The following is a 17,034-nucleotide window of genomic DNA, read 5'->3' on the forward strand; positions in this document are numbered from 1 at the left end:
CCCCGAGAACGGCCCGATCCCCCTCCACCTCACCAAGCCGTAATCAGTCGGAGCAGGTCTGGGTCGACACCGGCTCGGTGGCGTTGCGTCCCGCACGCACGTCAGGGGCGACCTCCTCCGCGGTGAGGGCGTAGCCCGTCGAGGGGCTGTCCAGCGCCGCCGCGAAGATGACGCCGTAGACGCGCCCGTCCGTGGTCAGGAGCGGGCCACCGGAGTTGCCCGGCTCGACCTTGCCGCGGACGGCGTAGATCTCACGGCTGACCTGGCCGGAGTGGTAGATGTCCGGGCCGCGCGCCGTCTGCCTGGCGCGGATGCGGGCGGCGCCCGCGCTGAACGGCTGGTTCTTCGGGAAACCGGCGATGATCGCGTTGTCGCGGACGCGCGCCTCGTCGGCGAACTCCAGGGCGGGCGCCTGCAGCCCCGGCACGTACAGGACGGCGATGTCGCGCCTGGGGTCGTACAGGACGACCCGTCCGCGGGCGGTCTCGCCGTTCACCGTGGCCACCGCGGACGGGCCGCGCGCTCCGGCGACGACGTGCGCGTTGGTCATGATGTGCTGCGGCGCGAACACGAACCCGGTGCCCTCGATCCGGCGCTGGCACTGCGGCGCCGTGCTGACGACCTTCACGATGCTGGCGCGGGCGGCCTTCACCCCGCGGGCGTTCAGCACGGACTCGTCCGGCGGCGGCACCTGCACCACCGACTCGCCGCCGAGCCCGTTGAAGACCTGCGGGAACTCGCTGCTCTTCACGAAGCCCTGGAACGAGGTGAACCACGACTGCGCCTGCGGCGGCATCACGTCGTTGATGCCGCCGATGATCGAGGAGCCCTTGACCTGCGTCCGGACGGGCCTGAACTCGGAGTTGGCGACCAGGCTCCCGAAGAACCAGGCGACGATCAGCAGCGACATGGCGCTGACGAAGGTGCCGCCGACCGCGTCCGCCGTGCGGGCGTTCAGGCCGGTCACCCGGTTGCGCAGGACGGCGCCGAGGGAGGACGCCATCAGCTGCCCGAACGTGGCGGCCAGGAACGCGATCACGATGGCGAGAAGGGCCTGCTGCGCGGCGCCCTCGACCGCGGACTCGGCGATCGGCGGTGCGATCAGCACCCCGACGACGCCGCCGCCGACGAAGCCGGCGAAGCTCAGCAGGCTCACGATGAAGCCCTGCCGGTAGCCCGAGACTCCGAACAGCACGACGAGCACGAGCAGGATGACATCGAGAACGTGGTCGTGCAGCACCGCTTCACCGTATAGTGCCGCGCACCCGGTACACGTCCCCTGGATGTACCAGATTCGGGTGCGTTGGGTAGCCGCCAGGTGTGATGCGGTGTCGCCGCCGCCACCGTCCCGACCGAGAAGTGGCGCCTGACCTGCGGCTCCCTTTCACGGCACCCGCACGGGCCGTTCTTCACGGCCGGCGTGCGGAACGCTCAGCTTCGGGATGAGAGGTTGAGGACATCCTGCGGCAGGTCCTCGACGCGGCCGGTGTCCCACGGGCGGTTCCAGCCGCCGGCGTCCAGGACCTGGGTGAGCAGCGCCGCGGTGAAGCCCCACACCAGCATGCCGCCGACGTGGAACGCCGGACCGAGCCTGATCCCGGACGGGTGCCGGACCATCGTCCGGTTCGCCGGGTCGACCAGGTGGTCGATGGGGACGCGCGCGACCGCCGCGACCTCCCCCGGGTGGCCGGGTGCGACCTCCGACGGTTCCCGCCACCAGCCGGCGACGGGAGTGACCCGGTGCTCGCTTCTCGACAGGTACAACTCGGGCAGCGAGCAGAGGACGTCCACGCCGGACGGCTCGACGCCGGTCTCCTCCCACGCCTCGCGCAGTGCCGCCGAGACCGGACCGTCGTCCTCGGGGTCGACGCGTCCGCCGGGGAACGCGGGCTGCCCGGCGTGGTTGTTCAGCGTGGCCGCGCGCTGGGTGAGCAGGATGTCGGGGCCGTCCGGTCCCTCACCGAACAGGATCAGGACGGCCGCCGCGCGCGCGTCGGGGGCGGGCCGGAACGTCGGAGGCACCGACATCCGCGGACCCTCGACGCGGAAACGGTCGAGCCACTCGGGGCAGTCGGGGGCTTTCTCGCTCACGTCCGTCCCAACTCCGAAGATCCCGCTTTCCTTCCCCGCCTGGACGTCACGCCCTCCGAGCTGGGCGGCTGCGTCACGAGAACGGACCCGGTTTGACGAGCTTGCGGGCGGTCATCTCGTCGGTCGGGCCTTCACCGAACGACGGGCACAGCCGCGTCAGGGGGCACGCCCCACAGGCTGGACGTCGCGCATGGCAGATGCGGCGGCCGTGCCAGATCAGCCTGTGGGACAGCATCGTCCAGTCCTTGCGCGGGATCAGTTCGCCGATCTCTTGTTCGACCTTCACGGGGTCGTCCTCGGTCGTCCAGCCGAATCGGCGGGCGAGACGGCCGAAGTGGGTGTCGACGGTGATTCCGGGGACGTCGAACGCGTTGCCCAGGACGACGTTGGCCGTCTTGCGACCAACGCCGGGCAGGGTGACGAGGTCTTCGAGGCGGCCTGGGACCTCACCATCGAACCGGTCCCGCAGTGCGGCGGACAGGCCCATCACCGACTTGGTCTTGGCGCGGAAGAACCCGGTGGGTTTCAGTATCGCCTCGACGTCCTCGGGGTCGGCGGCGGCGAGGTCCTCGGGGGTGGGGTACTTGGCGAACAGCCCCGGCGTGGTCATGTTCACCCGCATGTCGGTGGTCTGCGCCGACAGGACGGTCGCGACGAGGAGCTGGAAGGGGGTGCCGAAGTCCAGCTCGCAGTGCGCGTCGGGGTAGGTCTCGGCCAGGATTCGGTTCATCCGGCGCGCCCGCCGCACGAGCGCGAGCCTGCTCTCGGGCTTGCGCCCCGCACCACGCCCCGAACCGGAACCCGCACCGGGGCCCGCGCTACGCCCGCCGCCTCGCCCTTCCGGGCGTCCGGCCTCAGGAGCCGAGTTGGTCGCCATGCCGCCAGGGTAGAGCCTCCCTTAAAAAGACATGCATGTTCTTTTATGTTAGGGTCACCGCCATGATTTTCGACTCCTCCCGGTGGACGGCGACCCTCGCCGGGCGGCGCGTGCTGATCACAGGCGCCGCCCGCGGCATCGGCGCGGCACTGGCCGCCAGGCTGCACGAACGGGGCGCGCGGGTCGCGCTCACCGGCCTGGAGCCCGACCTGCTCGCCGCCGTCGCCGCCGAATGCGGCCAGGCGCCCTGGTGGACGTGCGACGTGACCGACCGCGGCAGGGTCGAGGAGGTCGTGAACAGCGCGGCGCAGGAGCTGGGCGGCCTGGACGTGGTCGTGGCCAACGCCGGTGTGGCCGCGCAGATGCCCATCATCGGCGGCGACCCGACCGTCCTGGAGCAGAGCCTCCGCGTGAACGTTCTGGGCGTCCACAACACCCTCCGTGCGGCCGGCCCCCACATCAGCCATGAACGCGGCTACGCGCTGGCCGTGGCATCCCTCGCGGCTGCCGTGCACGCGCCATTGCTCGGCGCCTACAGCGCGTCCAAGGCCGCGGTGGAGGCGCTGGGCAACACGATGAGGGCCGAGCTGCGTCCGTGGGGCGCGAAGGCCGGTGTGGCCTACTTCGCCGAACTCGACACCGACATGACGAGCCGCGGGTTCGACACCAAGGCGGCGTCCACCCTGATGGGTGCGGGCTTCGGCGCCACGCTGTTCTCGGCCGTCTCGCCGCTGCGCCTGGGGATCGACGCGCTCGAACGCGGCATCTCCCGCCGCTCCAAGCGGGTCGTCGCCCCCCGGTGGGTCGGCCCCATCCTGCCGGTCAGGATGCTCGCGCAGCCGATCGCCGACTACGCCGTCCAGCGCGATCTGCGCAAGACCCTGGAGATCGCGCGGACCGAACAGGTCGAGCTGACCACACCGCAGCCGGAGGCCGACCGGTGACGGCGCCCCGCGCCACTCCCGGTCGGCTCGGCGACGTCGGGGTGGTGAACTGGCTCGTCTGCCAGGTCGCGGGCAGGGCCGCCGGGACGGGGCCACCGAACCTGTTCATGACGATGGCGCGCAGCCGCGGCCTCTTCCGCGGCTGGCTGTGGTTCGCCGGACGGCTCATGCCCGGGGGCTCCCTCCCGCGCCGGGAGACCGAACTGGTGATCCTCCGCGTCGCCCACCTGCGCGACTGCCGCTACGAGTTCGACCACCACGTCCGCCTCGGCCGCCGCGCCGGGGTCCGCGAGCGGGACGTCCAGCGCCTCCTCGAAGGACCGGGCGCGGACGGCTGGACCCCGCGGGAGCAAGCCGTCCTCGCCGCGGCCGACCAGCTCCACGAGGAGCGCGACCTCGACGACGAGACCTGGACCCGGCTGCGCACCCATCTCACCGAGAGCGAGTGCGTCGAGCTGACCATGCTCGTCGGCCACTACGAGATGCTCGCCACCGCGATCACCGCGCTGCGCGTGCAGCCCGACCGGCACCGGCGCGAGAGCAGGAAAGCGAACCGGGACGAGAACCGGAGCCGCTGACCGGCGTTGCGCGCGTGGGGATCACCACACTTCCGCGGCCGGAGCGTCAGCCGTCCAGGACACCCGACCGCAGCAGGAGACGCACATGCTCGGTGACCGGGGGCCCGACCGCGCGCAGCGCCTCCATGTCACCGGCCGCGACCGCCGGCGTCACCATGGCGCCCACCGCCGACACGACGATCTGGCAGGCGAACGCGGCGGCCTCGCCGCTCAGGCCCATCATGTCCACGAGCGCCTCGGCGAGGTCGTGCTGGATCTCGGACCGCCGCTGGATCGCCTCCGTGCCGGCCGCGTAGACCTCCACCAGGAAGAGCCGCGCGTAGCCCGGCTCGGACGCCAGCGCGTCCAGATAGGCGGTGAAGGCGCGCTCGAACCGGGCCAGCGGGTCGCCTCCGCCCTCCGCGGAGGCGACCAGCCGGCGGCGGAGCAGCTCGCTCGCGATGTCGAACGCCGCCATGAAGCAGTCGAGCTTGGACGAGAACAGGCCGTAGAAGCTCTGCCGGGACACCCTGGCCAGTTTCAGGACGTCCTCGACCGACGTCCCCACGTACCCTTTCTCGGTCATCGCCGCCGCCATGGCCGCGCAGAGGCGGTCACGATGGACCCGCTCGACCTCCGTGCGGGAGAGCGCGTGCCGCCCCCGTGGGAGCCTGCGCGGCGAGGACTGGGACATCAGATCAGGTTAAGGCACCGCCGAACGACTTCACGGCCGTCCGGTAAGGGGGGAAGAGACCGCTGTGATGGCATTCACCCAAAGGTCCGTACACTGGGCGAACGGGACCGCGGCGCCCCGGCGCGGCCGGACGAGCCCGGTCCCGCGTTTCGGCGCGCCGTGACCCTGCCTTCACGTACGCGGTGGGACGTACGTCACACTATGCATGTAGGTGTTCGAGGAGGAGAAGCGTGACCGATCGTGACGTGGACGTTCTGAGCAGAGCCCCGCTCTTCGAGGCCCTCGACGAGCAGGGTGCCAAGGCGCTGCGCGCCAACGTGACCGAGACGCGGCTGGCCCGCGGTCAGACACTGTTCAACGAGGGCGAGACCGGAGACCGGCTCTACGTCGTTCTCGAGGGCAAGATCAAGCTGACCCGGACCGCGCCCGACGGCCGGGAGAACCTGCTGAGCGTGCTCGGCCCCAGCGAGATGTTCGGTGAGCTGTCCCTGTTCGACCCGCGCCCCCGGACCGCCAGCGCCATAGCGGTGACCGAGGTCCGCCTGGCGGGCCTGGGCCACGACGACCTGCGGCCCTGGCTGACGGGACACCCTGAAGTGGCCGTCCAGCTACTGCGCGCCCTCGCGCAGCGGCTGCGCAAGACCAACGACGTCATGGCCGACCTGGTGTTCACCGACGTCCCCGGGCGTGTCGCCAAGGCGCTGCTCGACCTCGCCGAGCGGTTCGGCCAGCCGTCCGAGTCCGGCCTGCACGTGCACCACGACCTCACCCAGGAGGAACTGGCCCAGCTCGTCGGCGCGTCCCGCGAGACGGTCAACAAGGCGCTCGCCGACTTCGCGCAGCGGAACTGGCTGCGTATAGAGGCCCGCGCCGTCGTCATCCTCGACATCGAGCGCCTCCGCAAGCGCTCGAAGTAGCGCCGCATCCGCGGCGGGGGTCAGCGGTCGTCGAGGTAGTCGAGTTGTGACTGGACGGACCACTCCGCCGCGGGCCAGAGGGACTTGTCGACGTCGGCGTAGACGCGTTCGACGACCTCGCGGGCGGTCCGCGCGCCCGCGGCGACGGCGGCCTCCACCTGGGCGAGGCGCTCGCGGCGGTGATCGATGTAGTGGTCGAGGACGGCGATCGGGTCGTCCAGCTTGGGCCCGTGACCAGGAAGGATCGTGGCGGCCTCGACATCGGCGGAGAACGCGCGGAGCCGGTCGAGCGAGCTGAGGTAGTCGCCGAGCCCGCCCTCCAGGACGGTCGTCCCGTACCCGAGGACCGTGTCGCCGGTGAGGACCGCGCCGTCCGCCGGCAGCCAGAACGTGAGCGAGTCGTCGCTGTGGCCGGGCGTCTCCATGATCCGCAACTCAAGGCCGCCGGTCGTCACGACGTCGCCCTCCGAGAGCCCCTCGTCGCCGAGCCTGTGCCGCGGGTCGAGCGCCCGCACCTTGACGGATCCACCGGCCAGCTTCGCGAACTTCCCGGCTCCGGCCGAGTGGTCGGGATGGCCGTGGGTGAGCAGGACGAGACCGACGCGGCGCCCCTGGGCCTCGACGGTGTCCAGGACGCGCCGCAGGTGCTTGCCGTCCTTGGGGCCGGGGTCGACGACGACGGCCTCGTCGGAGCCGGGCTCCGCGATGATCCAGGTGTTGGTGCCGTCCAGGGTCATGACGGACGGATTCGGGGCCAGCACGCATCTCGCCCGTTCGGTGCCCATCCCGTCGATCTCCGTCATGTGCCCCATCCTTCCTGAGCCCAGATCCGGGTGACGGACCGGGTTCCACCCGAGGCGATCGAGATGCCGCAGCGCCGACGTGCCCGCCAGCCGCCACACGACCGCCCTGCCACCGCGCACGGACTCACCCGTCCAGGTCGTAGTGCCGCGCCTCGGACTCCGGCATGATCAGGTACGCCTCACCGTTGATGATCTCCGCGGTGGGCTCGTGGACGACGATCTCGCGGGGCGCGGCCAGCACGTCCGCGACCGTCTCGTACTCGGCCAGCTCCGCCAGCGTCACGATGGTCGGCGGGAGCATCATCCACTCGCCCTCGGCCGCGCGCTCGGCGGCCTCCGCCGGGCGCACCCACGCCACCCGGTCCGCCTCGGTGCTGACGTCCCGTGCCCGCTGGCCCTCCGGCATCGCGGCGACGAAGAACCGGGTGTCGTAGCGCTTCGGCTCGATCAACGGGGTGATCCAGTGCGCCCAGGGCCGCAGGAGGTCCGAGCGCAGCACGAGCCCGCGCCGGTCGAGGAACTCGCCGAACGACTGCGAACGGTCGAGCAGCGCCTGCCGGTCGGCCTCCCACTCGTCGCCGCGGGTGTCGTCCACGACCGTCTCCCCGGTCGGGCCCGCCAGCAGGACGAGGGTCTCCTCGAACGTCTCCCGGACGGCCGCGCACACCAGCTCGCGGGCGAGCGTCTCGCCGGCCTTGAAGGCCGACCCCCACGCGGCGGGCGGCGGACCGGACCACGCCGGCGTCGCGTCCCCGTCGCGCGGGTCCACCGACCCGCCCGGGAACACGTAGGCACCGGGCGCGAACGCCATGGAACGCACGCGCCGCAGCATGAACGCCTGGAGCCCGTGCCGCTCGTGATCGCGGAGGACGACGACCGTGGCCGCGTGACGTGCGGGAACGGGCTCGACTCTGCCTGCGAGGATGTCCTCGATCATGTCCCGGAACTCCGCCGGCAGCTTGAGCCCGTTCACCATCGCCGTACCGTCCTCCAGATCCCCCATGGCGGCCTATTCGGACATACCGAACGTCATTCCGTCAAGTATCCATCACGGACCGGAGGCTCAGGCGATCTCGGCGATCAGTTCCACTTCGACGGGGACGTCGCGGGGGAGGACGGCGACGCCGACGGCGCTGCGGGCGTGCTTGCCCGCGTCCCCGAACACCTCGGCCAGCAGGTCGCTCGCCCCGTTGATCACCTGGGGCTGGCCGTGGAAGTCCGGCGCGCTGGCGACGAACCCCACGACCTTGACGATGCGCGCGATCCGGGACAGTTCGCCGACCTCGGCCTTGAGCGCCGCGATGCAGTTCAGCGCGCAGATCCGCGCCTGCCGAGCGGCCTCCTCGGCGCCGACCTCGGCGCCCACCTTCCCGGTCGCGCCCAGCTCGCCCTTGACCAGCGGAATCTGCCCGGCCGTGTAGACGAGCGCCCCCGTCCGGGCCGTGGGGACATACGACGCGACCGGCGGCACGAGCTCCGGCAGCTCGATCCCCAGCTCGCGAATCCGCTCTTCAGGCGTGCTCATAGCCCTCCTTACTTATTGCAGTTCCCTTGGCGTCGGGCCCTGGGGGCCCTCCTTCGGCGGGAACTGCGTGCGATCGCTGCATCGCTCCGAACTCGCCTTGGCGGCTCGCTGCGCGATCAGGTTTCTCGCTTCGCTCGCAACCTGCCTTCGGACGCGATCGCAGTGGTTCCGGTTGTTGCGGGGTTGCTCTGGTGGCTGAGGTCGGCGCGACGCTACGGGGTCATCAACCGACTCTGGGTCTCTAGCAACCGACTCTGGTTCTCTAGGACTGCACTTCGCGCTTGAAGTAGGCCACGAGGTTCTCCGGGTTCGGCCCCGGCAGGACGGTGACGAGCTCCCACCCGTCCTGGCCCCAGTTGTCGAGGATCTGCTTGGTCGCGTGTACCAGCAGCGGAACGGTCGCGTACTCCCACTTCTTCATGCCGTCACCCTAGCGATCGGCCTGTCCGATCCCCCCTCGAACCCACCGTTCGGAGGGGATCGGAAACCTCGCGCCGCCTCAGTACTGGGGCGGGGGCTGCTGCCCGCTCTGGGGCCAGCCGCCGGGGGTCCCGCCGCCGGGTTGCCCACCGCCCTGGTACCAGTCGCCCGGCTGGGCGCCGCCACCGGTGATGCCGCGCTGCTCGTCGGTCTGCTCGGAGGCGACCTCACGCGACGCGGGGCCACGGTTCGGCTCGTCCAGGCCGACGACCGGGGGGACGTCCTCGGGGGATTCCAGCGGCGACGTCTCGGCCGCCTTGGCCAGTTCCTGCTCGGCCTTCGCGAGCCGCTCCCCGAGGCCGAGCCTCTCCTCCTTCTCGTCCTCGGTCTCGCCGCGCGGCCCGGCGGCACGGTCGAAGAACCGCAGGATCTCGACCGGGAGCGGCATGATCAGCGTGCTGTTCTTCTCTGCGGACACCTCCACCACCGTCTGGAGCAGGCGAAGCTGGAGGGCGGCCGGGTCCTGCGACATGATCTCACCGGCGGCGGCGAGCCGCTTGGACGCCTGGAACTCGCCGTCCGCGGTGATGATCCGGGCGCGCCGCTCGCGCTCCGCCTCGGCCTGCCGCGCCATCGACCGCTTCATGCCCTCGGGCAGCGAGACGTCCTTGATCTCGACCCGCTCGATCATGACGCCCCACGGGTCCTGGGTGATCTCGTCGATGATGCCCCGGAGCTGCGCGTTGATCTTCGCGCGCTCACCGAGCAGTTCCTGCATGTCGGACTGCCCGATGACCGACCGCAGGGAGGTCTGCGACACCTGCGAGGTCGCGTAGCCGTAGTGCTGGACGTTGACGACCGCCTTCACCGGGTCGATGACGCGGAAGTACACGACCGCGTCGACGCGGACGCTGACATTGTCCTGGGTGATCCCATCCTGCCCGGGAACGTCCAGCGTGATCGTCTGCCGGCTGACCTTCTGCATCCGCTCGATGATCGGCACGATCGCCGTCAGTCCCGCCTCCCGGACCGCGCCGGGCCGCAGCTGGTTGCCCCGCTGCACCTTGCCGAGCCGGAACACCACACCGTGCTCGAACTGCTGGACGATCCGTATCGACGACATCAGGACGAGCCCCACACCGAAGACGACGATGAGAAGGATGGTGATTATCAGCCCTTCCATGACGGGCACCTTTCTCGCGTTGACGGCTTGGGCGGCGGGGGGACGACCCCGGAAGTCCGGCCGTGGCCGGTCCACGTTTCCCAGTCAACCCCGCGGGCAGGCCGAAAAACAACGTCAGCGGGCGATCTTCGCAGCGTGGGGGGCACCGTGTCAGGGATCACTTGCATGAGAACGGGCGCACTCTGAAGTGTTTGACGAGTGAACGATATGGTCGATCGGGTGAGCGCGAGAGACACCGACTGGGACGGCGTACGCCTCCATGTGGTCACCGGCAAGGGCGGCACGGGCAAGACGACCGTCGCCGCGGCACTCGCCCTCGCCTTGGCCGCCGGCGGCCGGAGGGTCCTGCTCGTCGAGGTCGAGGGCCGCCAGGGCATCGCCCAGATCTTCGACTGCCCGCCGCTTCCGTACGAGGAACGCCGCGTCGCCGTCGCCCCCGACGGCGGGGACCTGTACGCGCTCGCCATCGACACCGAAGAGGCGCTGCTCGAATACCTCGAGATGTTCTACAGCCTCAAGCGCGCCGGGAAGGCGATGACCAAGCTCGGTGTCGTCGACTTCGTCACGACCATCGCGCCCGGCCTGCGCGACGTGATCCTCACCGGGAAGACCAGCGAGTCGGTGCGGCGCAAGAAGAAGGACGGCTCGTTCATCTACGACGCCGTCGTCATGGACGCCCCGCCCACCGGCCGCATCACGAAGTTCCTGAACGTCAACCACGAGGTGTCCGGGCTCGCGAAGGTCGGACCGGTCCGGAACCACGCCGACACCGTCATGAAGGTCGTGCGCAGCCCCGAGACCGCCGTCCACTTCGTCACGCTCCTTGAGGAGATGCCCGTCCAGGAGACGATGGACGGGATCCGCGACCTCACCGAGGCCGGCATCCCCATCGGGGGCGTCGTCGTCAACATGGAGCACTCTCCCGTCCTCACCGAGGACGATCTCGCCGCGGCCGTCGCCGGCACCCTCGACACCGACGAGATCGTCCGGGGCGTGAAGGCCGCCGGGCTGGAGCACGACGCCGAGCCGATCGCCGAGGTGCTCGCAGCGGAGGCCGCCGACCACGCCCGGCGCACCGCCCTCCAGCGCCGCGAGAAGGAGCGCCTGGAGTCGATCGACCGTCCCCGCTACGCGCTGCCGCTGCTGTCGGACGGCATGGACCTCGCCGGCCTGTACGACCTCGCCGCCGCCCTGCGCGCCCAAGGCGCGGCATGACCCCCGCCCTGCGAGTCCGGGGCCCCCGAATGACCATCGAGGGGACGCGATGACGACCGGTAAGACCCCGCCCGCGCTCGACGTCGACGCGCTGCTCGACGACCCCCGCACCAAGATCATCGTGTGCTGCGGCTCCGGCGGCGTCGGCAAGACCACCACCGCGGCGGCCCTCGGCATCCGCGCCGCCGAGCGGGGCCGGGACGTGGTCGTCCTTACCGTCGACCCGGCCCGCCGACTCGCCCAGTCGATGGGCCTCTCGGAGCTGGACAACAACCCGCGCAAGATCGACATCGAGGGCGACGGCGAACTGCACGCCATGATGCTCGACATGAAGCGCACCTTCGACGAGATCGTCGACGCGCACGCCGACCCGGACCGGGCCAAGCAGATCCTCGCCAACCCCTTCTACCAGTCGCTGTCGTCCAGCCTGTCCGGGACGCAGGAGTACATGGCGATGGAGAAGCTCGGGCAGCTGCACCGGTCCGGGGCCTGGGACCTGATCATCGTGGACACCCCGCCGTCCCGCAACGCCCTGGACTTCCTGGACGCCCCCGAACGCATGGGCCGCTTCCTCGACGGCCGCTTCATGAAGCTCCTCGCCGCCCCCGCCAAGACCGGCGGCCGGCTGGGCGTCAAGGTCATCAGCGCCGGGTTCGGCATGTTCACCGGCGTCATCAACAAGGTCCTCGGCGTCCAGCTCCTGCGGGACGTGCAGACGTTCGTCGCCGCGTTCGACACGGTGTTCGGCGGGTTCCGCGAACGCGCCGAGAAGACGTTCAGGCTTCTCCAGACCCCCGGCACCGCGTTCCTCGTCGTCGCCGCACCGGAGCCCGACGCCCTGCGTGAGGCGTCCTACTTCGTCGAGCGCCTCGCCGAGGAGCGCATGCCGCTCGCGGGCCTCGTGGTCAACCGCGTCCACGAGTCCGCCGACGGCGCCCTCTCGGCCGCCCGTAGCCAGGCCGCCGCCGAGACCCTGGAGGAACGCGGCGAGCACACGCTGACCGCCGCGCTGCTCCGCCTCCACACCGACCGCATGCAGCTGGCCGCCCGCGAGGACCGCCTCCGCGACCACTTCGCCTCGACGCACCCGACCGTCCCGGTGACGGCCGTCCCCGCCCAGGCGGAGGACGTCCACGACCTGGACGGCCTACGCCAGGTAGGCGAAGACCTGGCCGCCTGACGGAGGCGGGTGCAGTCTGAGGCGTCCCGCGCATCTTCGAGATCGTCGCACTGCGCGGGTTCGCCCTGTTCGGCATCTCCATCGCGAACACCATCGACATCACCGGGATGCCGAAGGGCGGTTCCGACGTACCGGGCCCACGAGACGCTGCTGGACAAGCGCTCGGCCTCGCCGCCCGAAGCAGCGGTCGCTGATGTCGCCGCCGGCCCGCGAGCGAGGACGACCCACGGGTACGTTCGGCGCGAGCGTGGCGTTAGGCCCGCACCGGGCAATCCGGTGCGGGCCTGCTGCCACGCTTCTTATTCGGACCGTGCCGGTCCTTGAACCTCTGCCGGAGGGCGGGTCAGCTGGCGACGAGTTCTTCCTCGTCGACATCGACCGACCGCTCGTACTCTTCCTTCGCGGTTTCCAGCAGCGCGCGCCACGATCGCACATCCGGCCGACGCCGCAGCAGAGCACGGCGCTCTCGCTCGGTCATCCCGCCCCAGACACCGAATTCGATCCGGTTGTCGAGGGCATCGGCGAGACACTCCGTGCGCACTGGGCAGCCGCGGCAGATGAGCTTGGCTCGGTTCTGCGCCGCTCCCTGCACGAACAGGGCGTCCGGATCCGCGTTACGGCAGGCGGCGCGGGCGGTCCAATCCGTGATCCACATCTTGGCCCCACTCCCCTAGGGTCTGTGTCGATTTGCGCTCCTTGGCCGGACGGGCGCGGACGTCAGGCCGCCAAACGAAAGCCGTGGGGAAGAACTTACGGAAGCGAGGGACGTTTCAACAGCCCCCGGAGGGCCCATTCTCGATATAGCCCACCGGGGCCATACCGCCGGAACGGACTAGTTACCTGTAGTAGACGCGCCAGACACACAGCGGGTTGTCATGACGAGGGCATAACGGACGATCGCCCCGGTCAGCGCGCCGGAAAGCTTCGGGTACGGGAGTGGTGTCCCGGATGCACTCCTCGTCCCGCGTACCCTAGACCACGTGCGCGTTGCGAATACGGATCGGGTCAAGGCGGCATCCACGCTGTTCAGGTTGCTAGGTGCGGGGGTCGTCGCGGGCGTCCTCGTGGCCTTCATCGCGTTGCCGGGGGTCGGCAGCGCGGGCCTGACCGCGCGCGACGCCGCGAACAACTTCGAGAACATGGACGGTGAGCTGGAGACGACCCCGCCGTCGGAGAAGACGGTCGTCTACGACACCGACGGCAAGCCGATCGCCACGTTCTTCGACAAGTACCGCGAGTCCGTCCGGCTCGACCAGGTCGCCCCCGTCATGCGGAAGGCGATCATCGACATCGAGGACTCGCGGTTCTACGAGCACGGCGCCCTCGACATCAAGGGCACGCTCCGCGCGCTGGCGTCCAACGTCGAGTCGGAGCAGACGCAGGGCGGCTCCACCCTCACCCAGCAGTACGTCAAGAACCTGCTGGTCGACGCCGCCAGGACGAAGGAGGAGTACCGCGGCGCCACCGCGCCGACCCTCGGCCGCAAGGTGCGCGAGCTCCGCTACGCGCTCGACTTCGAAGAGCGGATGTCGAAGAACGAGATCCTTGAGGGCTACCTGAACATCGCCTACTTCGGCGCGGGCGCGTACGGGGTCCAGGCCGCGGCCAAGCGGTACTTCAGCATCCCTGCGTCCGAGCTCAACCTCAACCAGGCGGCACTGCTCGCCGGCATCACCCAGAACCCGACGGCGTACGACCCCATCCGCAATCCGAAGGACGCGCGGCACCGGCGCGACGTCGTCCTCCACCGGATGGCCCAGCTCAAGCACATCACCAAGGCGCGGGCGGACGCCGAGGCCGCCAAGCCGATCGAGCTGAACACCACCGACCCCGTCGGCGGCTGCCAGACCAGCAAGGTTCCGTACTTCTGCGAGTACGTGAAGTACGACGTCCTCAACATCCTGTCCGACGGCAAGTACTGGGAGATGGAGCCGAAGGAGCAGCAGAACATCGTCAACGAGCTCAACCGCGGCGGCTACACGATCCGCTCGACGCTCGACAGCAAGAAGCAGCGCGCCGTCGACAGGACCCTGCGCTCCGCCGTCGACCCCGAGGGCAACCGCGTCGCCGCCGAGGCGATGGTCGAGCCCGGCACCGGCCACGTCCGGGCGATCGGGCTGAGCAAGCGGTTCGGCCCCGGCAAGGGCAAGACGACCATCAACCTCCCGGCGAACAGGGCGCACGGCGGCGGCACCGGCGTGTCGGCGGGCTCGACGTTCAAGGTGTTCACGCTCGCCGCGGCGCTCGAACAGGGCATTCCGGTCAGCACGTCCATCAACTCGCCGCACACGACGACCATCAGCGGCTTCCAGCCGTGCCGGTACACCGGGATGTACCAGGGCAAGCAGGTCGAGAACGAGATGATCGGGGGCGGCACCTGGACGCTGTCCAACGCCAGCGACAGCGAGGACGGCAACTTCAACCTCAAGACCGGCACCTGGCACTCGGTCAACACGTTCTACGCCGCCCTGGAGAAGCGCGTCGGCGTCTGCAACGCGGTGAAGATGGCGGAGAAGTTCGGCATGCGGCAGGGCAACGGGAACCCGCTGCTGCCGATCGCCTCCCAGGTCCTCGGCGTCAACGACGTCGACATGGTGAGCCTCGCCGCCGCCTACGCCGGCTTCGCCGCCCGCGGCAAGTACTGCCCGCCGACCTCGGTGACGGAGGTCATCGACTCCCAGGGCAAGCGGCTGGAGATGCCCAAGCAGGAATGCAAGCAGGTCCTGGACGAGGACGTCGCCGACAAGGTGAACTCCATCCTCCAGGGAGTCCTCGCCAAGGGGACGGCACAGGGCCGCAGCATCGGCCGCCCGGCCGCGGGCAAGACCGGCACCTGTGAAGAGTTCACCTGCGCCGTGTTCGCCGGCTTCACCCCGAACCTCGCCGCCGCCACCGCCTACTGGGACTTCCGCGGCCCGTGGCAGTACAAGGTCTACGGCGTCTTCGGCGCGGACATCCCCGGCGGGATCTGGCAGTCGTCCATGCAACGCGCACTCGCCGGCCAACCCGCCCCCGGCTTCCGGACCCCGTCCCAGAACTTCGGCGACACCACCGAGGTCCCGGACGTGCAGGGCAGGACCGTCGGCGCCGCCAACGCCAGGCTCCAGGCCGCCGACCTCAAGTCCAGGGTCGCGTCCGGTTCCGTCGACTCGGACCAGCCGAAGGGGACGGTGGTCTCCACCTCACCGGCCGCGGGCAGCGAGGTCCCGCCCGGCACGACCGTCATCCTCTACCTGAGCAGCGGCAGAGAAGAAGGCGACTGAGGCGATGGTGCCGCCGACCCCCGGCGGCACCATCCCCCTACTCCGCCAGCTGCCGCTTGACCTCGGCCGCGACACGCCCGCCCTCGGCGCGTCCGGCGACCTTCGGGTTCACGGCCTTCATGACCTGCCCCATCGCGCGCGGCCCCGCCGCACCCGTCCCGGCGATCGCGTCGGCCACCAGCGCGGTCAGCTCCTCGTCACCGAGCTGCGCGGGCAGGTACTGCTCCAGCACCTCGCCCTCGTCCCGCTCCGCCTTCGCCTGCTCCACACGTCCCGCGTCATCGAACGCGGCCGCCGCCTCCCTGCGCTTCTTCGCCTCCCGGGTGAGCACCTTGACGACGTCGTCGTCGGACAGCTCACGCGACCGCTTGCCAGCGACCTCCTCGTTCTTCACCGCCGTCAGCGCCATCCGCAGCGTGCGGGTGCGCACCTCGTCGCGCGCCTTGATCGCGGTGGAAAGATCGGTCTCCAGCTTCTCCTTCATGGTCATGCTCACATCATGCCCGTCCGCACCGGAACCCTCATCGGGATTACCGCGCGGTGCCCATGTCTGAAAACATGGAGTCCTGGGAAGGGAGAGCCGTGCGAAAGATCTACGCCATGCCCCTGGGGCTGCTGGGGGCGGGCGCCGCGACCTTCGGGTACGCCTCGGTGATCGAGCGGAACTGGTTCCGCCTGCGCCGCGCCGACGTGCCGGTGCTGCCCCCCGGCCGTCCACCGGTCAAGATCCTGCACATCTCCGACACGCACCTCACGCCCGGCCGCACCCGCATGATCCACTGGGTCCGCTCCCTGGACTCCCTCGAACCCGACCTCGTCGTCAACACCGGCGACTCCCTCTCCCACCGCGACGCGATCGGCCCCTTCCTGGACGCCCTCGGCCCCCTCCTCGACCGTCCGGGCGTGTTCGTCTACGGCTCCAACGACCTTTACTCTCCGGTCTTCAAGAACCCCCTGCGCTACATCTGGCGGACGAGCAAGTCCGACTACGGCCGCAGCCGCCGCGACCCCGACCTCCCCTACCGCGAACTCGCCTCGTCCCTCCAGGCCGCCGGCTGGCTCGACCTCAACAACCGCATCGGCCGCCTCAAGGTGGGCGAACTCGACATCGAGTTCGGCGGCATCGACGACTCCCACATCGACCGCGACCACTACGACAAGATCGCCGGCCCCGTCGACCCGCGCGCGGACGTCCACCTGGGCATCATGCACACCCCCGAGCCCCGCAACCTCGACCGCTTCACCGCCGACGGCTACGACCTCCTCCTGGCGGGCCACACCCACGGCGGACAGGTCCGCGTCCCCTTCTACGGCGCCATCGCCACCAACTGCGGAATCGACCGTCCCCGCGTCAAGGGCCTGAAC

Annotated in this window: 18 protein-coding genes; 7 read left to right on the top strand and 11 right to left on the bottom strand. The window is 70.4% G+C overall.

The window, feature by feature from the left end; genetic code table 11:
* Nucleotides 1–43 precede the first annotated feature (43 nt).
* The 3 genes from E1281_RS23980 to nth form a co-directional block, all read right to left on the bottom strand.
* Nucleotides 44–1,240, bottom strand: a complete 1,197-nt coding sequence (locus E1281_RS23980) for a MarP family serine protease (protein ID WP_207943453.1) — start codon at nucleotides 1,238–1,240, stop codon at nucleotides 44–46.
* 191 nt (nucleotides 1,241–1,431) lie between these two features.
* Entirely contained in the window at nucleotides 1,432–2,028 is a 597-nt protein-coding gene (locus E1281_RS23985; protein ID WP_131881873.1) for a CoA pyrophosphatase, read from the bottom strand.
* Between the two features lie 136 nt (nucleotides 2,029–2,164).
* A complete protein-coding gene (gene nth / locus E1281_RS23990; RefSeq protein WP_347813304.1) occupies nucleotides 2,165–2,821 on the bottom strand; it encodes an endonuclease III in 657 nt (218 codons plus the stop codon).
* A 209-nt stretch (nucleotides 2,822–3,030) separates the two neighbouring features.
* On the opposite strand from nth, the gene E1281_RS23995 reads away from it, so the two are divergent.
* Entirely contained in the window at nucleotides 3,031–3,912 is an 882-nt protein-coding gene (locus tag E1281_RS23995) for an SDR family NAD(P)-dependent oxidoreductase (protein WP_131881847.1), read from the top strand.
* A complete protein-coding gene (locus tag E1281_RS24000; RefSeq protein ID WP_131881849.1) occupies nucleotides 3,909–4,490 on the top strand; it encodes a carboxymuconolactone decarboxylase family protein in 582 nt (193 codons plus the stop codon). Before E1281_RS23995 ends, E1281_RS24000 begins: the two co-directional genes overlap by 4 nt.
* Before the next feature lie 46 nt (nucleotides 4,491–4,536).
* Here the strand turns inward: E1281_RS24000 and E1281_RS24005 are convergent, their stop codons facing one another.
* Nucleotides 4,537–5,163: a TetR/AcrR family transcriptional regulator gene (locus tag E1281_RS24005; protein ID WP_131881851.1), complete on the bottom strand. Its 627-nt coding sequence runs from the start codon at nucleotides 5,161–5,163 to the stop codon at nucleotides 4,537–4,539.
* Between the two features lie 230 nt (nucleotides 5,164–5,393).
* Between E1281_RS24005 and E1281_RS24010 the strand changes: the two genes are divergently transcribed.
* Entirely contained in the window at nucleotides 5,394–6,080 is a 687-nt protein-coding gene (locus E1281_RS24010; RefSeq protein WP_131881853.1) for a Crp/Fnr family transcriptional regulator, read from the top strand.
* 20 nt (nucleotides 6,081–6,100) lie between these two features.
* Here E1281_RS24010 and E1281_RS24015 read toward each other — a convergent pair whose 3' ends face one another.
* The 5 genes from E1281_RS24015 to E1281_RS24035 all read right to left on the bottom strand — a co-directional run bounded on the left by E1281_RS24015 (nucleotide 6,101) and on the right by E1281_RS24035 (nucleotide 10,011).
* Complete coding sequence (locus tag E1281_RS24015; protein WP_243717333.1) at nucleotides 6,101–6,883, bottom strand: MBL fold metallo-hydrolase; 783 nt, start codon at nucleotides 6,881–6,883, stop codon at nucleotides 6,101–6,103.
* A 124-nt stretch (nucleotides 6,884–7,007) separates the two neighbouring features.
* On the bottom strand, nucleotides 7,008–7,820 hold the full coding sequence (locus E1281_RS24020; RefSeq protein ID WP_131881875.1) for an NUDIX hydrolase: 813 nt from the start codon (nucleotides 7,818–7,820) through the stop codon (nucleotides 7,008–7,010).
* A 126-nt stretch (nucleotides 7,821–7,946) separates the two neighbouring features.
* Entirely contained in the window at nucleotides 7,947–8,408 is a 462-nt protein-coding gene (locus E1281_RS24025) for a RidA family protein (protein ID WP_131881857.1), read from the bottom strand.
* Between the two features lie 262 nt (nucleotides 8,409–8,670).
* Nucleotides 8,671–8,829 carry a DUF4177 domain-containing protein gene (locus E1281_RS24030; protein WP_021591512.1) on the bottom strand — a complete coding sequence of 53 codons (159 nt, stop codon included), beginning with the start codon at nucleotides 8,827–8,829 and terminating at the stop codon, nucleotides 8,671–8,673.
* A 78-nt stretch (nucleotides 8,830–8,907) separates the two neighbouring features.
* Nucleotides 8,908–10,011: a slipin family protein gene (locus E1281_RS24035; RefSeq protein ID WP_131881859.1), complete on the bottom strand. Its 1,104-nt coding sequence runs from the start codon at nucleotides 10,009–10,011 to the stop codon at nucleotides 8,908–8,910.
* A gap of 219 nt (nucleotides 10,012–10,230) precedes the next feature.
* Between E1281_RS24035 and E1281_RS24040 the strand changes: the two genes are divergently transcribed.
* Entirely contained in the window at nucleotides 10,231–11,226 is a 996-nt protein-coding gene (locus E1281_RS24040) for an ArsA-related P-loop ATPase (RefSeq protein WP_131881861.1), read from the top strand.
* A 49-nt stretch (nucleotides 11,227–11,275) separates the two neighbouring features.
* The gene (locus E1281_RS24045) at nucleotides 11,276–12,406 is read left to right on the top strand and encodes an ArsA family ATPase (RefSeq protein ID WP_131881862.1); all 1,131 of its coding nucleotides are present in this window, start codon (nucleotides 11,276–11,278) and stop codon (nucleotides 12,404–12,406) included.
* A gap of 343 nt (nucleotides 12,407–12,749) precedes the next feature.
* On the opposite strand, the gene E1281_RS24050 is transcribed toward E1281_RS24045, so the two are convergent.
* Nucleotides 12,750–13,061: a WhiB family transcriptional regulator gene (locus E1281_RS24050; protein ID WP_131881865.1), complete on the bottom strand. Its 312-nt coding sequence runs from the start codon at nucleotides 13,059–13,061 to the stop codon at nucleotides 12,750–12,752.
* Nucleotides 13,062–13,437: 376 nt separating this feature from the next.
* Between E1281_RS24050 and E1281_RS24055 the strand changes: the two genes are divergently transcribed.
* Entirely contained in the window at nucleotides 13,438–15,669 is a 2,232-nt protein-coding gene (locus E1281_RS24055; protein ID WP_165959075.1) for a transglycosylase domain-containing protein, read from the top strand.
* A gap of 37 nt (nucleotides 15,670–15,706) precedes the next feature.
* On the opposite strand, the gene E1281_RS24060 is transcribed toward E1281_RS24055, so the two are convergent.
* Nucleotides 15,707–16,153, bottom strand: coding sequence for a GatB/YqeY domain-containing protein (locus E1281_RS24060; RefSeq protein WP_207943454.1), 447 nt, complete (start codon nucleotides 16,151–16,153; stop codon nucleotides 15,707–15,709).
* 98 nt (nucleotides 16,154–16,251) lie between these two features.
* Between E1281_RS24060 and E1281_RS24065 the strand changes: the two genes are divergently transcribed.
* Nucleotides 16,252–17,034 (top strand): metallophosphoesterase (locus tag E1281_RS24065; RefSeq protein WP_243717335.1); only part of this gene is annotated, 783 nt, incomplete at its 3' end.

Source organism: Actinomadura sp. KC345 (genome assembly GCF_004348515.1).
Taxonomy (GTDB): domain Bacteria; phylum Actinomycetota; class Actinomycetes; order Streptosporangiales; family Streptosporangiaceae; genus Spirillospora.

Excerpts from the sequence above, each read along its gene's own strand:
- E1281_RS24030 (WP_021591512.1), bottom strand. The coding sequence starts at position 8,829 with ATGAAGAAGTGGGAGTACGCGACCGTTCCGCTGCTGGTACACGCGACC.
- E1281_RS24020 (WP_131881875.1), bottom strand. The coding sequence starts at position 7,820 with ATGATCGAGGACATCCTCGCAGGCAGAGTCGAGCCCGTTCCCGCACGT.
- E1281_RS24045 (WP_131881862.1), top strand. The coding sequence starts at position 11,276 with ATGACGACCGGTAAGACCCCGCCCGCGCTCGACGTCGACGCGCTGCTC.
- nth (WP_347813304.1), bottom strand. The coding sequence starts at position 2,821 with ATGAACCGAATCCTGGCCGAGACCTACCCCGACGCGCACTGCGAGCTG.
- E1281_RS24050 (WP_131881865.1), bottom strand. The coding sequence starts at position 13,061 with ATGTGGATCACGGATTGGACCGCCCGCGCCGCCTGCCGTAACGCGGAT.
- E1281_RS24005 (WP_131881851.1), bottom strand. The coding sequence starts at position 5,163 with ATGTCCCAGTCCTCGCCGCGCAGGCTCCCACGGGGGCGGCACGCGCTC.
- E1281_RS23995 (WP_131881847.1), top strand. The coding sequence starts at position 3,031 with ATGATTTTCGACTCCTCCCGGTGGACGGCGACCCTCGCCGGGCGGCGC.
- E1281_RS24025 (WP_131881857.1), bottom strand. The coding sequence starts at position 8,408 with ATGAGCACGCCTGAAGAGCGGATTCGCGAGCTGGGGATCGAGCTGCCG.
- E1281_RS24035 (WP_131881859.1), bottom strand. The coding sequence starts at position 10,011 with ATGGAAGGGCTGATAATCACCATCCTTCTCATCGTCGTCTTCGGTGTG.
- E1281_RS23985 (WP_131881873.1), bottom strand. The coding sequence starts at position 2,028 with ATGTCGGTGCCTCCGACGTTCCGGCCCGCCCCCGACGCGCGCGCGGCG.
- E1281_RS24060 (WP_207943454.1), bottom strand. The coding sequence starts at position 16,153 with ATGAAGGAGAAGCTGGAGACCGATCTTTCCACCGCGATCAAGGCGCGC.
- E1281_RS24015 (WP_243717333.1), bottom strand. The coding sequence starts at position 6,883 with ATGACGGAGATCGACGGGATGGGCACCGAACGGGCGAGATGCGTGCTG.